Source organism: Enterobacter cloacae complex sp. EB5, from assembly GCF_031432835.1.
Lineage (GTDB): Bacteria > Pseudomonadota > Gammaproteobacteria > Enterobacterales > Enterobacteriaceae > Enterobacter > Enterobacter hormaechei_C.
The window spans coordinates 3129268-3144308 of record NZ_CP133860.1; the positions used below are offsets into that span (position 1 = coordinate 3129268).

The 15041-nt window shown below is 56.2% G+C and carries 17 protein-coding genes; 8 read left to right on the forward strand and 9 right to left on the reverse strand.

The features are described 5' to 3' along the window. Positions 1 to 233: 233 nt before the first annotated feature. The 5 genes from nrdF to RHN82_RS15005 form a co-directional block, all read right to left on the reverse strand. Positions 234 to 1193, reverse strand: a complete 960-nt coding sequence (gene nrdF / locus RHN82_RS14985) for a class 1b ribonucleoside-diphosphate reductase subunit beta (protein WP_047052103.1) — start codon at positions 1191 to 1193, stop codon at positions 234 to 236. Positions 1194 to 1202: 9 nt separating this feature from the next. Continuing rightward, a complete protein-coding gene (gene nrdE / locus RHN82_RS14990) occupies positions 1203 to 3347 on the reverse strand; it encodes a class 1b ribonucleoside-diphosphate reductase subunit alpha (protein ID WP_047052101.1) in 2145 nt (714 codons plus the stop codon). Next, complete coding sequence (nrdI, locus tag RHN82_RS14995; RefSeq protein ID WP_015571656.1) at positions 3320 to 3730, reverse strand: class Ib ribonucleoside-diphosphate reductase assembly flavoprotein NrdI; 411 nt, start codon at positions 3728 to 3730, stop codon at positions 3320 to 3322. Before nrdI ends, nrdE begins: the two co-directional genes overlap by 28 nt. Further along, the gene (gene nrdH, locus RHN82_RS15000) at positions 3727 to 3966 is read right to left on the reverse strand and encodes a glutaredoxin-like protein NrdH (protein WP_017382770.1); all 240 of its coding nucleotides are present in this window, start codon (positions 3964 to 3966) and stop codon (positions 3727 to 3729) included. Before nrdH ends, nrdI begins: the two co-directional genes overlap by 4 nt. A 243-nt stretch (positions 3967 to 4209) precedes the next feature. Further along, positions 4210 to 4536, reverse strand: coding sequence for a DUF883 domain-containing protein (locus RHN82_RS15005; protein WP_017382769.1), 327 nt, complete (start codon positions 4534 to 4536; stop codon positions 4210 to 4212). 158 nt (positions 4537 to 4694) lie between these two features. Here RHN82_RS15005 and RHN82_RS15010 point away from each other — a divergent pair, with 158 nt between their 5' ends. Continuing rightward, on the forward strand, positions 4695 to 5039 hold the full coding sequence (locus RHN82_RS15010) for a DUF2002 family protein (protein WP_006811693.1): 345 nt from the start codon (positions 4695 to 4697) through the stop codon (positions 5037 to 5039). Between the two features lie 32 nt (positions 5040 to 5071). Here the strand turns inward: RHN82_RS15010 and alaE are convergent, their stop codons facing one another. Then, complete coding sequence (gene alaE, locus RHN82_RS15015) at positions 5072 to 5521, reverse strand: L-alanine exporter AlaE (protein ID WP_015571653.1); 450 nt, start codon at positions 5519 to 5521, stop codon at positions 5072 to 5074. A 496-nt stretch (positions 5522 to 6017) separates the two neighbouring features. Here alaE and stpA point away from each other — a divergent pair, with 496 nt between their 5' ends. Continuing rightward, positions 6018 to 6422: a DNA-binding protein StpA gene (gene stpA / locus RHN82_RS15020; protein WP_022651717.1), complete on the forward strand. Its 405-nt coding sequence runs from the start codon at positions 6018 to 6020 to the stop codon at positions 6420 to 6422. 37 nt (positions 6423 to 6459) lie between these two features. Here the strand turns inward: stpA and RHN82_RS15025 are convergent, their stop codons facing one another. Further along, positions 6460 to 6639, reverse strand: a complete 180-nt coding sequence (locus RHN82_RS15025; protein ID WP_006811690.1) for a hypothetical protein — start codon at positions 6637 to 6639, stop codon at positions 6460 to 6462. Positions 6640 to 6722: 83 nt separating this feature from the next. Then, on the reverse strand, positions 6723 to 7241 hold the full coding sequence (locus tag RHN82_RS15030) for a rhodanese family protein (RefSeq protein WP_047052098.1): 519 nt from the start codon (positions 7239 to 7241) through the stop codon (positions 6723 to 6725). Positions 7242 to 7420: 179 nt separating this feature from the next. On the opposite strand from RHN82_RS15030, the gene RHN82_RS15035 reads away from it, so the two are divergent. Then, positions 7421 to 7579 (forward strand): YqaE/Pmp3 family membrane protein, encoded by a 159-nt coding sequence (locus RHN82_RS15035; protein WP_003862203.1) that lies wholly within the window; start codon positions 7421 to 7423, stop codon positions 7577 to 7579. Here the strand turns inward: RHN82_RS15035 and RHN82_RS15040 are convergent. Beyond that, positions 7576 to 8505 (reverse strand): LysR substrate-binding domain-containing protein, encoded by a 930-nt coding sequence (locus RHN82_RS15040; RefSeq protein WP_015571650.1) that lies wholly within the window; start codon positions 8503 to 8505, stop codon positions 7576 to 7578. The genes RHN82_RS15035 and RHN82_RS15040 overlap by 4 nt on opposite strands. Positions 8506 to 8825: 320 nt before the next feature. On the opposite strand from RHN82_RS15040, the gene RHN82_RS15045 reads away from it, so the two are divergent. The 5 genes from RHN82_RS15045 to RHN82_RS15065 all read left to right on the forward strand — a co-directional run bounded on the left by RHN82_RS15045 (position 8826) and on the right by RHN82_RS15065 (position 15041). After that, positions 8826 to 9431: an ankyrin repeat domain-containing protein gene (locus tag RHN82_RS15045; protein ID WP_045911570.1), complete on the forward strand. Its 606-nt coding sequence runs from the start codon at positions 8826 to 8828 to the stop codon at positions 9429 to 9431. Between the two features lie 108 nt (positions 9432 to 9539). Beyond that, on the forward strand, positions 9540 to 11081 hold the full coding sequence (fdrA, locus tag RHN82_RS15050) for an acyl-CoA synthetase FdrA (protein ID WP_048981638.1): 1542 nt from the start codon (positions 9540 to 9542) through the stop codon (positions 11079 to 11081). After that, on the forward strand, positions 11081 to 12496 hold the full coding sequence (locus RHN82_RS15055) for a DUF1116 domain-containing protein (protein WP_048981639.1): 1416 nt from the start codon (positions 11081 to 11083) through the stop codon (positions 12494 to 12496). The genes fdrA and RHN82_RS15055 overlap by 1 nt, the downstream gene beginning before the upstream one ends. Positions 12497 to 12507: 11 nt before the next feature. Next, positions 12508 to 14088 carry a hypothetical protein gene (locus tag RHN82_RS15060; protein ID WP_048981640.1) on the forward strand — a complete coding sequence of 527 codons (1581 nt, stop codon included), beginning with the start codon at positions 12508 to 12510 and terminating at the stop codon, positions 14086 to 14088. Continuing rightward, entirely contained in the window at positions 14085 to 15041 is a 957-nt protein-coding gene (locus RHN82_RS15065) for a carbamate kinase family protein (RefSeq protein ID WP_048981641.1), read from the forward strand. The genes RHN82_RS15060 and RHN82_RS15065 overlap by 4 nt, the downstream gene beginning before the upstream one ends.

The window sequence follows — 15041 nt, forward strand, 5'->3', positions numbered from 1 at the left end:
GGGCTGGCCTGAGGGCGGAATTTTGCCGCAAGCGAAACGGCTGAATTTCCCATGAATAAAGGGCTGAGGGCGGTTTGAATTTTTCTCAATTTTTTGCTGCTACATGGGGAAATTTCGCCTGAATCGGTGTGATTCAGGCGAATATGACGGGGAAATTACAGTGTAGTACGTCGTGGAATATTCGGCTGGAAATAATGAACTGTAGAGTTAATTAATGAACGTTAATTCATTCATTAAAAATCCCAGTCCTCGTCTTGCGTCTCCACCGCTTTACCCATCACGTACGACGAGCCGGACCCGGAAAAGAAGTCGTGGTTTTCATCAGCGTTGGGCGACAGCGCCGCGAGGATCGCCGGGTTCACCTCCGCCATGTCTGGTGGGAATAACGCTTCGTAGCCCAGGTTCATCAGCGCTTTGTTGGCGTTGTAGCAGAGGAAGGCTTTTACGTCTTCTTCCCAGCCCGTTCCGGCGTACAGCTCTTCGGTATAGCTCAGCTCGTTGTCATACAGATCCATCAGTAAATCGAGGGCAAAACCTTTGAGTTCCTCGCGTTTTTCCGCGCTGACTTTCTCCAGCCCTTTCTGGTACTTATAGCCGATGTAATACCCGTGTACCGCTTCATCGCGGATGATGAGGCGAATCAAATCGGCGGTGTTGGTGAGCTTGCCCCGGCTCGACCAGTACATGGGCAGCCAGAAGCCGGAATAGAAGAGAAAAGATTCCAGGAACACGCTGGCGATCTTCTTCTTCAGCGGCTCGTCGGCCCGGTAATATTTCAGCACCAGATCTGCCTTGCGCTGCAATGACGCGCTCTCTTCACTCCAGGCGTAGGCCGCGTCCACGTCTCTGGTCTGGCACAGGGTGGAGAAAATCGAGCTGTAAGAGCGGGCATGCACCGCCTCCATAAAGCTGATATTCGACATTACCGCCTCTTCGTGCGGGGTCAGCGCATCACTCATCAGCGCGGGCGCACCCACGGTATTCTGAATGGTGTCCAGCAGCGTCAGGCCGGTAAAGACGCGGATTGTCAGCTGCTGCTCGGCATGGCTCAGGGTTTGCCAGGCCGGAATATCGTTGGAGAGCGGGACCTTTTCCGGCAGCCAGAAGTTGCTGGTCAGGCGGTTCCAGACCTCCAGGTCTTTATCATCCAGAATTTTGTTCCAGTTAACGGCGCTTACGCGTGACAGTTTCATCCTTTCTCCTTACAGCGCGCAGGACACGCAGCCTTCAATTTCGGTGCCTTCCAGCGCGAGCTGACGCAGGCGAATGTAGTACAGCGTTTTGATGCCTTTCTTCCAGGCGTAGATTTGCGCTTTGTTGATATCCCGCGTGGTGGCGGTGTCCGGGAAGAAGAGCGTCAGCGACAGCCCCTGGTCCACATGTTTAGTCGCCTCGGCGTAGGTATCAATGATCTTTTCCGGGCCGATCTCATAGGCGTCCTGGTACAGCGCCAGATTCTCGTTGGTCATAAACGGGGCGGGGTAGTAGACACGCCCGGTTTTGCCTTCCTTACGGATTTCAATCTTCGACACGATGGGGTGGATGCTCGACGTGGCGTGATTGATATAGGAAATGGAGCCGGTTGGCGGCACCGCCTGAAGGTTCTGGTTATAAATGCCGTAGCGCATCACCTCTTCACGCAGCTGTTGCCACATCTCACGCGTCGGCAGGGTGATGCCAGCGCGGTCGAACAGCGCGCGTACTTTTTCAGTTTTCGGCTGCCAGTCGCCTTCCAGATACTGGCTGAAATACTCTCCGCTGGCGTAGCGGGACTGCTCAAAGCCTGCGAACCGCTGGTGGCGTTCGCGCGCCAGCATCATCGAGGTATGTAGCGCATGCCAGGTGATGGTGTAGAAATAAAGGTTGGTGAAATCCAGCCCTTCCGGGCTGCCGTAGGCGATGCCCTCCCGCGCCAGATAGCCGTGCAGGTTCATCTGCCCAAGGCCGATGGCGTGCGACGCGGCGTTGCCCGCCTCAATGGACGGTACGCTGCGGATGTGACTCATGTCCGATACCGCCGTCAGCCCGCGAATGGCTGTCTCTACCGTGCGGCCAAAATCGGGTGAATCCATGGTGTGGGCAATATTCAGCGACCCGAGGTTACAGGAGATATCCTTGCCCACGTCCGCGTAGTCGAGGTTTTCGTCGTAGCTGGACGCGCTGTTGACCTGCAAAATCTCCGAGCACAGATTGCTCATGTTGATGCGCCCGGCAATCGGGTTAGCGCGGTTCACCGTGTCCTCGTACATGATGTACGGATAGCCGGACTCAAACTGAATTTCAGCCAGCGTCTGGAAGAAATCGCGGGCGTTGATGGTTTTTTTGCGAATGCGATCGTCGGCCACCAGCTCGTCGTACAGCTCGCTTATCGCCACGTCGCCAAAGGCTTTGCCGTAAATCCGCTCAACGTCATACGGTGAGAAGAGCGCCATGTCGGCATTCTCTTTAGCCAGCTTAAACGTGATATCCGGGATCACCACGCCGAGCGACAGGGTTTTGATGCGGATCTTTTCATCGGCGTTTTCACGTTTGGTATCCAGAAAACGCAGAATGTCCGGGTGGTGCGCGTGCAGATAAACCGCGCCCGCGCCCTGACGTGCGCCAAGCTGGTTGGCGTATGAGAAGGCATCTTCCAGCATCTTCATCACCGGGATGACGCCGGAGGACTGGTTTTCGATGCGCTTAATCGGCGCGCCCGCTTCCCGCAGGTTTGAAAGCAGAAACGCCACGCCGCCGCCGCGTTTCGACAGCTGTAGCGCCGAATTCACCGCACGGCCAATCGACTCCATATTGTCTTCAATACGCAGCAGGAAGCAGGAGACCAGCTCGCCGCGCTGGGCTTTTCCGCAGTTAAGGAACGTTGGCGTGGCAGGCTGGAAGCGGCCGGAGAGGATCTCCTCCGTGAGTCTTTCGGCCAGCACTTCATCGCCCTGCGCCAGCGTCAGCGCCACCATCACCACCCGATCTTCAAAGCTTTCTAAATAGCGTTTGCCGTCAAAGGTTTTCAGGGTGTAGCTGGTGTAAAACTTCCACGCGCCGAGAAACGTCTGGAAGCGAAAACCGCTGGCATGCGCCCGCTCAAACAATGCCACCACGAAGGCGCGGTCGTAGCGGGTGAGGACACGCTCTTCGTAATAACCCTCTTTTACCAGCCAGTCGAGACGTTCCTGCTGGCTGCCAAAGACGACGCTGTTCGGGCGTACATGAGCGGCAAAAAAGGCGTCCACCGCCTCATGATCTTTGCCAAACTGAATGCGCCCCTCCCGGTCATAGAGGTTTAGCATGGCGTTTAATGCGTGGTAATCCGGCGTCGCCTGGATCACGCGTTCTGCGGTTGTCGTTGCCAAAATTCGTTCACTCCTTTACGCACGTTCTCTACGTCCTGCTGTGTCCCCATCAGTTCAAAACGATAGAGATACGGCACGCCGCATTTTTGAGAGATGACATCCCCGGCGCGGGCAAAGGCCTCGCCGAAGTTGCGATTGCCTGCCGCGATCACGCCGCGAATCAGCTGCCGGTTATGGGGATCGTTCAGAAAGCGGATCACCTGACGAGGCACCGCCCCCGCGGTGCCGCCACCGCCATAGCTGGGCACCACCAGAATGTAGGGTTCGTCTACCTGAATACGCTCCCGCTCGTTCAGCGGAATGCGTATCGCGGGCAGCCCGAGACGCTCCATAAACCGAAGCGTGTTTTCCGAGCTGCTGGAAAAGTAGACCAGCGTGCTCATGCACTGACGCCCTGAGCGGCAAGGCGGTTAATCATGTCCGGACGGAAGCCAGACCAGCTGGTGTCGCCGGCAACGACAACCGGAAGCTGACGAAACCCCTGCGCCCGCAGGGTGTCTGCCGCGTCGGGCACCTGATCAATATTGACCATCTCAAATGCCACGCCGCGGCTCTCCATCGCCCGTTTCGTGGCGTGGCACTGAACACAATCGTTACGAGTGTAAATAATAATGCTCATGATTCGTATTTCCATTTAGAATGAGAGAACGGCGCGAGTAAACGCGTCATGTTGTGTGTGTCTTTCTAAAGGGAATACTAGATGTAGTTGCGATAAGTTTCAACCACACAAGATATGGGAAATTCAGATTGATAAGGCCCCGATGATGAGCCTGGCGGGGCAGGGCGTGCTGCGCGGGTTTTTCAGGCTGTCAGGCACAGAAAAGCCCCGGCGCCTGAGGCTACCGGGGCTAAGAACGCGCGCTTACTTACGCAGGCTAAGCAGGGCGCCGACAAAAATCCCGACCGCCGCGACCGTTCCCAGCGTACAAAGCGGTTTTTCACGTACGAAGGTGGTGGCGCAGCTGGCCATGTCGCAGGCCGCCTGAGTGGTACGTGAGCGGCCATTCATCCTTGCCCGCGTTTCACGCAGCAGAGACTGAGCCTTACGTTTCGCGGCATCTGCTTCGTCCTTCGCGTCAGAGCCCCAGGATTTCAATACGGCTTCCAGCGTGTCCGCTAATTGGCTGACATCGTTACGAATATCCTGTGTGTCGTCATTAATATCGTTTCGGTTCGGTCTGTTAAACATACGATCCTCCATAATTTGTGTTCCCGTTTAGTTTAGTCCAGAAATGTAATATCTGAAGCGAGTCACGGCTTATCGGGCAGTTTATGGAATATTCTGAAAGCCCTGCTAATGCTGAATACTGTAAGGTTGCCGGGCAGGAATGATAATGAGGAAAAGATATGTATTTACGACCCGATGAGGTGGCGCGCGTTCTTGAAAAAGAAGGGTTCACCATGGATGAGGTAACATCAAAAGCGTACGGATATCGCCGTGGTGAGAATTATGTTTACGTCAACCGTGAAGCAAGAATGGGGCGTACTGCTCTCATTATTCACCCGACACTCAAAGACAGAAGCCTGTCATTTGCTGAGCCCGCCTCGGATATTAAAACCTGCGATCATTATCAGCAATTTCCGCTCTATTTAGGCGGCGAGACGCATGAACATTATGGTATTCCGCACGGTTTCAGCTCGCGTATGGCGCTGGAGCGGTTCCTGAAAGGGCTGTTTGGCGACGTACAATAACTCAGCGACTGGCCTGAGCCAGTCGCCTTACCTTACGCTTTTGCCTGGCTATAAGGACTGACTTTAAACAGGCGGCGGCAGTAGTCAAGAAAGTAACCGTACACCGCACCCATCAGCATGGATACCACGATATTTGAACTTACCGCAGCGGCGATTTGATGCCAGTCTGCGCCCACCGTCAGCAAAATAACCACATATACCGGGGACTGGAACGTTACGTAAGCCAGCACGTCCGCCAGGTTTTTTACCCAACCCGCCGGGCTAATACGCCGGGCTAAACGCATCACTGCATCGCGATACAGGCCGTACGGCCAGGCAATCATGATATTCACCGGAATGGCCACCAGGCGCGACGAGAGGGATTGCTCAAAGGACATTCCCGACAGGAAAATTTCAATCAGCATATTCACGACGGAACAGTAAACGACCATCGCGAACGTATCCGCTACCGCATGGCGCAGGCGAGACTGCGGTGAGAACATGTCTGAACTCCTCGAACAGGACAAAAAAGTGGCGTTTTACCTGCGGCCTTTAGTGCTTTAGGTTGGTTTGTTTTGAGTGTATAGCGTATCTCTCTGGCTTTTAACTAACAAGTAGTGATTAATTTTTATTTACAGGCACTTTGGCCATAAAATTCTCTAAAATTGTTCGTTTTTTGCGCGCTTCGTTATTTTCTCTCCTCGCGCCTATTTTAGTGAAATATATCAATGGATTAGTTTGTCTGTGTGCGTGTGAAACCTCTGTTGTGTGGGCGAGTGGAGGCGGTTTTTTGAACTGTTTTAAACAGGGGCTTGTGGTCAGGGGAAGGGCGGTATATTACGCATTAAAACAGACATATATTTCGGGGTTATATTAACGGGATATTCTAAAACATTTACAATAATGTCAAAACGTCAGGGTGGGTAGATATCAGAACCAAAATCAATTATTCTGTTGCCTGATTTATGTTATACACACGAAGAAAGGTTTTTCATTATTATGGCTTTAACGTTACAGAATCTTAATAATATTCGTACCCTCCGGGCGCTGGCACGTGAATTATCCATGGATGTTCTGGAAGAAGTGCTGGAAAAATTCCGGATTGTCACTGAAGAAAAACGCAGCGAGCAGGCTGAATTAGAGCGTCAACGCGCTGAACAGCAGGATAAAATTAATGCTCTGCTGGAACTGATGAAAGCTGACGGTATTTCTCCGAGCGATCTGTTAGGCAGTGACCTGGCGCAGGCGGGTCAGCCGACGAAAAAACGTAAAGCGCGTGCGGCGAAATATCGTTTTATTGACGCGAACGGTGAAGAAAAAACCTGGACCGGCCAGGGGCGTACGCCAAAGCCTATTGCAACCGCACTGGCAAACGGTAAATCGCTGGACGATTTCCTGATCTGATGATTATTCGGGCGGTCTATTCCGCCCGATTATTGACTTAGCAGACGCCAAAGTCACCTTCTTCGGAGTACAGAACCACGTCCGCCGCTTTCAGGTGATATTTCTCGCCCTGCTCATTGCTGGCCTGCACAGCCACAATGTTTTCACCATTCACTTCGAGCACTTTCAGTTTCGGACCGCCCTGACGCGGTTGGACATAATCACCGACAGAAAACATAGCACCTCCTCATCATTGTCATGATCTTCACCATAGCCCACGTCCGGGGGCGGGGTACAGCCTAATCTTTCAGATACTCCTTATCAGGTACGTCGGTTCCACGGCATCACTTTCAGCAGTCGCGCCATACCGCAAAAACCTGTCACACCGGCGAACACCAGCCCGGCGCCCACAAAACCGCTCAGCAGGAAAAAGCCGCTGGAGACGCTGTAACCCAGCACCACGCCGCAGAGGATCAGCAGCCCGGCGGCGATCTGCACCTGACGCATCAGCGGAAGCGGCTGCGAGCGATCTTCAACGGTCAGCAGCCCGGCCTGCTTCCAGCCCTGAATGCCTCCCTCAACCACAAAGGCATTCGCAGGGGACGCTGCCTGCGCCAGATGAGCAGCATTGTTTGAGGTTCGTGCGCCGGACTGACAGTGGAAAATCACCGTTTCTCCCGGCGCTGCGTTAAGCCCGCCGGGTAACGAATCCAGCGGAATGGAGTGCGCCGCCGGAATATGCTCGCGGGCATACTCGTCGGGGTCGCGAATATCGATAAGTCTGGCGCCTTCAGCAATCAGCGCGTTTGCCTGCTGCGGCGTAATAAGAGGAAGAGACATTGTGTTTCCTTACGGACAATTTCGGAACAGTAGAGCATTTAAGGCGGGGTTTAAGCCAGTGTAAAGAGGGTAAAGGCAGGTAAAAGCGCGAGAGACGAATGGCAGTTAACCGTAAACTGGCTACGCTTAGAGAAGTGTCTTTTATAATTTTCAATTGGTTAGCTTGCACGGAGTGTTTTATGGGTTTTTGGCGCGTTGTTTTTACGATTATTCTCCCGCCGCTGGGCGTGCTGCTTGGCAAGGGGCTGGGCTGGGCGTTTATTCTGAATATCCTTCTGACTATCCTGGGCTACTTCCCCGGTCTTATCCACGCATTTTGGGTTCAGACGAAGAGCTAGGTACGCCACAGTAAGTCACTGTAGATTCGGGTCAGCACGCCTTCCGGGCCAAACTGCTGTTTGATCCAGCGCGTGACCTGACCGGTCGCCGCATGCTGCGTGGCGAGCAGCATGCGCGAATCCTGACGTGGATTATTGATCCGCCGCGTTACCAGCAGCCCGTCCTCCACCGCCTCACGCGTCATATATTCCGGTAAAAAGCCAATACCTTCCCCCAGGATCTGACACTGGCATTTCGTGTTGAAGTCCGGCACCAGAATCGCCTCCTGGCCGTGAAGCAGCCAGCCCACCTTCTTGTTGATGGTATGCGCGGTGTCCTCGACCATGATATTGGGATACAGACGCAGCTGACTTTCGGAAATGGGCTCCGGGGCGAACGCCAGCGGATGGGTGGGCGCGATGGCAAATACCCAGCGGATCGCTCCTATCTCGGTGTAATCAATGCCGCCGCCGTCCAGCAGCGTATCCGGCGCGCCAATGGCGATGTTGGCCTGATTATTAATGATGGAATCCCAGACGCCGTTATACACCTCGGTCGTCACCGTGATCTGGCAGGTGGGAAACTGTTTTTTCAGCACCTGGAGCAGACGCGCGGTATGGCGTGGCGTATACAAAAGCTGATTTATGCAGATGCGCACCCGCGTCTCAATGCCCTGAGAAATGGTATCAATCCCGCGCTTGATGGCATGAAAGTCATTCAGCAGGTCGGTCGCTTTACGATAAAAGTAAAAACCGGATTCTGTCAGCTCAATGCTGCGCGTGTTGCGTACAAACAGCACCACGTCCAGTCCGGTCTCCATGCGTTTGATGGTGTAACTGATGGCGGAGGTGGTCACGCCCAGCTCGGCAGCCGCTTTGCTGAAACTGCCAAAACGTGCCGCGGTGGTGAAGGCCAGCAAATTCTCTTCGGTAAAGATGGAATTCATATTATGGCTCCTGGTGACCATCAGTTTTGAACATATTTTAACAGCGGTGTTACATCATAGTTGATGCCGGTCACAGTTCTGGCTTTTTACGTAGGGCCGCGCTGTGTAAGGCTTTTTCAGCCATAAGGATAATGCAGCCTGAAGCGCGTAAACGCGGTAAAACATAAGAAAAAGGTTGCACAGACGCACATTTCTCCCGGACTGTTGAATTTAACTCAACAATGAATTGCGTGTCGATGAATCATTTTTAAGCGGATTCTTTTATGACCAGGGTGTTGCTATTCTCAGGTCATCAGAAGTGAAACATAGGGAGTCTGAATATGTCTGCAACTGCACGGGTTACAGAATTTCTGCTGGCGGCAGAAGAGGGCAATATCGACGCGCTAAAAGCCTGCCTGGAGAAAGGCGTGGATATTAACGCGACCAACCGCCAGAAAAGAACCGCCATTATTATTGCCAGCCTGAAAAAGCATTACGCCTGTGTGGAGTTTTTAATTGCCGCCGGGGCGGATATTGATAAACAGGACCAGACCTGTTTTAACCCCTTCCTGATCGGCTGCCTGACCAATGATTTAACCCTGCTGCGCATTGTCCTTCCGGCAAATCCAGATCTCGACCGTCTGACGCGCTTTGGCGGCGTGGGCATTACCCCTGCCAGTGAAAAAGGGCACGTTGAAATCGTGCGTGAGCTGCTGGAAAAAACCGACATCAACGTCAACCACACCAATTTTGTCGGCTGGACGCCGCTGCTGGAGGCCATCGTATTAAACGACGGCGGCGCAAAGCAGCAGGAAATTGTGAAGCTGCTGCTGGATCACGGCGCGAACCCGCACATGACCGATAAATACGGCAAAACCCCGCTCGAACTGGCGCGGGAAAAAGGCTTCAACGCGATCGCAGACCTGCTGCTGGCGGCAGGCGCATAGCGCATTCGGTCAGCCTTCCCCTGGCTGGCCGTTAATCAATAAACGCATTGTTACCGACGTGCATTTAGCACGACGGCGGCCCCCTTTTATCTTAAACAGGTGAAAATAATGCCAACCAAAATCGTCATAAAAAAGAATACGTATTTCGATTCGGTTTCCTTAATGTCGGTTTCCACCAAAGCCAATAAATTGCCGGGCGTCGAGCAGGCGTTTGTGGCGATGGCGACGGAAATGAACAAAGGCGTATTAAAAAACCTCGGGCTATTAACGCCGGAATTAGCGGACGCGAAAAACGGCGACCTGATGATCGTGATTAAAGGCGACGCGGCGAATGAGGAAACCCTCGGCGCCATTGAAGCGTTATTCACGCGTAAAGAGCGCACGGGCTCCCATGAAGCACGCTACGCGACGATTGCCAGCGCCAAAACCCATCGTCCGGACAGCAACCTTGCGGTGATTTCCGTCAACGGCACCTTCGCCGCCCGGGAAGCGCGCCAGGCGCTGGAAAACGATCTTAACGTGATGCTGTTCTCCGATAACGTCTCGCTCGACGACGAGCTGGCGCTGAAGCAGCTGGCGCATGAAAAGGGTCTGCTGATGATGGGGCCGGACTGCGGCACCGCCATTATCAACGGCGCGGGGCTGTGCTTCGCCAACGCGGTGCGTCGCGGGCCGATTGGCATCGTTGGCGCCTCCGGCACCGGCAGCCAGGAGCTGAGCGTGCGCATTCATGAGTTCGGCGGCGGCGTGTCGCAGCTGATTGGCACCGGCGGACGCGATCTCAGCGAGAAGATCGGCGGCCTGATGATGCTCGATGCCATCGACATGCTGGAGGCTGACGACGCGACCCGGGTGATAGCGCTCATCTCCAAACCGCCTGCACCCGCGGTGGCAGAGAACGTGCTGGCCCGGGCACGCGCCTGCCGCAAGCCGGTGGTTGTGTGCTTCCTGGGCCGCAACGAACCGCCAGCCGATGAAGACGGTTTGCAGTTTGCTCGTGGCACCAAAGAGGCGGCCCTGAAAGCGGTGCTGCTTACCGGCATTAAAAAAGACACCCTGGATTTACATCCGCTCAACTGGCCGCTGATCGAAGAGGTACGCGCCCGCCTGACGCCGCAGCAGAAGTACATTCGCGGCCTGTTCTGCGGCGGCACCCTGTGCGACGAAGCGATGTTTGCCGCGCTGGAGAAGTTTGACGATGTTTACAGCAACATCCAGCCGGACCCGGCCAGGCGTCTGAAAGATATCAGCGTCAGTCAGGCCCACACCTTCCTTGATTTCGGTGACGATGACTTCACCAACGGCAAACCACACCCGATGATCGACCCGACCAACCGCATCAGCCGCCTGCTACAGGAGGCGCGGGATCCGCAGGTGGGGGTGATCGTGATGGATTTCGTGCTCGGCTTTGGCGCGCATGACGATCCGGTGGGGGTGATGATCGAGGCGATCAAAGAGGCACAGGCGATCGCGAAAGCCGACAACCGTCCGCTGGAAATTCTCGGCTACGTGCTCGGCACCGATCAGGATCCGCAGTCGCTGGCGCAGCAGTGCCAGCTGCTGACTGACGCAGGCGTCATCTGGGCCAGCAGCAGCACCAATACCGGATTACTGGCACGCGAATTCGTCTGCAAAGGGGAGAGAGCATAATGACGACCTTATTCAACCAGCCGCTGAACGTGATTAACGTCGGGATTGCGATGTTCAGCGATGACCTCAAAAAACAGCACGTTCCCGTGATCCAGCTCGACTGGACGCCGCCGGGGCAGGGCAATATGCAGGTAGTGGACGCGCTCGATCAGCTGGCGGAAAAACCGCTGGCGGAGAAAATCGCCGCCGCGAACAAAATTGCCCTGGAGCGGATTATTCAGTCCCATCCGGTGCTGGTGGGCTATGACCAGGCGATCAACGTGGTGCCGGGCATGACCCGCACGACCATTCTGCACGCCGGTCCGCCTGTTACCTGGGAAAACATGTGCGGGGCGATGAAGGGCGCGGTTACCGGCGCGCTGGTGTTTGAAGGGCTGGCGACGGATCTGGAGGACGCCGCAAGGCTGGCGGCGTCAGGCGACATCACCTTCTCGCCGTGCCACGAGCACGACTGCGTGGGCTCCATGGCGGGCGTCACCTCCGCGTCGATGTTTATGCACATCGTTGAGAACAAAACCTACGGCAACCGCGCCTTCACCAACCTCAGCGAGCAAATGGCGAAGATCCTGCGCATGGGGGCTAACGACCAGAGCGTCATCGAGCGCCTGAACTGGATGCGCGACGTGCTCGGCCCGATGCTGCGCGAGGCGATGAAGATTATCGGCGAAATCGACCTGCGCCTGATGCTGGCCCAGGCGCTGCACATGGGCGACGAGTGCCACAACCGCAACAACGCGGGCACCACGCTGCTTATTCAGGCGCTGACGCCGGGGCTGATCCAGGCGGGCTATCCGGTGGCGCAGCAGCGTGAGGTGTTCGAGTTTGTCGCCAGCAGCGACTACTTCTCCGGTCCGACGTGGATGGCAATGTGTAAAGCCGCGCTGGACGCCGCTCATGGCATTGAGTACAGCACCGTCGTCACCACCATGGCGCGCAACGGCTACGAGTTCGGCCTGCGCGTTTCCGGCCTGCCGGGGCAGTGGTTCACCGGCCCGGCGCAGCAGGTGATCGGCCCGATGTTCGCGGGCTATAAGCCGGAAGATTCCGGGCTGGATATCGGCGACAGCGCGATTACCGAAACCTACGGCATCGGCGGCTTTGCAATGGCGACGGCCCCGGCAATCGTGGCGCTGGTGGGCGGCACGGTGGAGGAAGCCATCGATTTTTCCCGCCAGATGCGCGAAATCACCCTCGGCGAAAACCCGAACGTCACTATTCCGCTGCTCTCGTTTATGGGCATCCCGACCGCCATCGACATCACGAAGGTCGCGGGCAGCGGCATTCTGCCGGTCATTAATACCGCCATTGCCCACAAGGACGCCGGGATCGGCATGATTGGGGCGGGCATCGTTCACCCGCCGTTTAGCTGTTTTGAAAAGGCGCTGTTAACCTTCCGCGATCGCTACGTTCTATAAGGTATGCATCCATGAAAAACATGAAACTGGAGTGGAAAAGAGGTGACTGGGCAGCTTATTTCGGGTTGATGACCAACAACCTGACCAATTTGCTGACCATGATGGGGCTGCTCATTTTTGTCGTCGGCATCCCGAAGGAGATTGTTTATGGACGCATCGCGCCAGCCTTCGGGCTGGCGGTGCTGGTGGCGAGTCTTTGCTATACGTGGTTTGGCCTGCAAATGGCGCGCGCCACCGGACGAACGGACGTCACCGCGCTGCCGTCCGGCCCGAGCGCGCCGTCGATTTTTACCGTGACCTTCCTGGTTTTAATGCCGGTTTACCAGCAAACCGGCGATGCGGATTTCGCGATTCAGATTGGCCTGGTGTGGTGCTTTGTGGAAGCGATGATCCTCGCGGGCGGTTCCTTCCTGGGGGAAACCATCCGCAAGATGATCCCGCGTACCGTGCTGCTGTCGTGCCTGTCCGGTCTTGGCCTGCTGCTGCTGGCGATGAACCCGATGTTGCAGGCGTTCGAAGCGCCGACCGTGTCGTTTATCGTCCTGCTGCTGATCTTCATTAACTGGTTCGGTAAAAAGCCGATTTTCGCCCGTATCCCGACAGGCCTGCTGCTGTTAATTGCCGGTACTCTGCTTGCGTGGATCTCCGGCCTGCAAAGCCCGGATGCCATTAAAGCGTCCATGTCATCCTTCGGCTTTAACCCGCCGGAAGTGCACGTGGACAGCTTTATGCAGGGGCTGCCGCACGCGCTGCCGTATCTGGCGTCCGCCGTACCGCTGGGGCTGGCGAACTACATCTTTGACCTGGAGAACATCGAAAGCGCCCATGCGGCAGGGGATGAATACCCGACCCGCAAGGTAATGCTGGCGAACGGTCTGGCCTCGATGCTCGGCTGCCTGATGGGCAATCCGTTCCCGGTCACGGTCTACGTCGGCCATCCGGGCTGGAAAGCGATGGGCGCCAGCATCGGCTACACCCTGGCGTCCGGCGTGACCATGTTCATCGTGCCGCTGTTCGGGCTGGGAGCCTTTATGCTCGCCATCATACCAATGACCGCCATCGTGCCGATTCTGGTCTTTATCGGCGTCGTCACCGCCAACCAGGTGGTGAGGGAAACCCCGAAAGTGGAGGTGCCCGTCATCTTCATCTGCCTGTTCCCGTGGATCGCCAACTGGGCGCTGACCATGATGAACAGCGTGATGAGCGCGGCGGGGACCAGCGCGGCGAAAATCGGCACCGACGTGCTGCACAGCAAAGGGATTTACTACGAGGGGCTAATGCATCTCGGCAACGGCGCGCCGCTCGCCAGCATGCTGTGGGGCTGTATCGCCATCTTCGCCATCCTCAACAAACCGCTGCGCGGGGCCGTCGCGGCGGCCGGTGGAGCGCTGCTGGCGCTGTTTGGGGTGATCCACGCGCCGGTGGTGGGCTTTGCCGAGGGCAGTTCCCTGATGTTCGTTACGGCCTACCTGATGATGGGCGGGATGTTTGTGGTGAAGCATGTGCTGGATACCTCTGTTAATCCCCCTCTCCCTGTGGCAGAGGGCCGGGGTGAGGGCACCAGAACGCACCTTCTAAAGGAAACAAAATGAAAGAGCTTATGGTCGTCGCCATCGGCGGCAACAGCATTATCAAAGACAACGCCAGCCAGTCGATTGAGCATCAGGCGCAGGCGGTCAAAGCGGTGGCTGAGTCGGTGCTCGAAATGCTGGCTTCGGACTATGACATCGTGCTCACCCACGGCAATGGCCCGCAGGTGGGGCTGGATCTGCGCCGCGCCGAAATCGCCCACGAGCGGGAAGGGCTGCCGCTGACCCCGCTGGCAAACTGCGTGGCGGATACCCAGGGCGGGATCGGCTATCTGATCCAGCAGGCGCTCAACAACCGCCTGGCGGCGCGCGGTGAGCAGAAAGCGGTCACGGTCGTTACTCAGGTTGAAGTGGATAAAAACGATCCCGGCTTTACGCACCCGACGAAACCCATCGGCGCGTTTTTCAGCGAGGCGCAGCGCGACGAACTGCAACTTGCGCACCCGGACTGGCATTTTGTTGAGGATTCAGGCCGGGGGTATCGCCGCGTGGTGGCTTCACCGCAGCCGCGACGCATCGTTGAGGCAGACGCTATTAAGGCGCTGACGCAGAAAGGATTTGTGGTGATCGGCGCGGGTGGCGGAGGCATTCCTGTGGTGCGCAGCGAGCAGGGGGATTACCAGAGCGTGGACGCGGTGATAGATAAAGATCTCTCCACCGCGCTGCTGGCGCGCGAGATCGGCGCCGACGTGCTGGTGATCACCACCGGCGTGGAGAAAGTGTGCGTTAACTTCGGCAAGCCAAACCAGCAGGCGCTGGATACCGTCAGCGTGGCGCAGATGACGCGCTACATGGATGAAGGGCATTTTCCGGCGGGTAGCATGTTGCCCAAAATCGTCGCCTCGCTGGAATTTTTACGCCATGGCGGCAGGCGCGTGATCATTACCTCGCCGGACTGCCTGCCCGCGGCGCTGCGCGGCGAAACGGGTACCCACATTATTAATGAAGGAAGATAA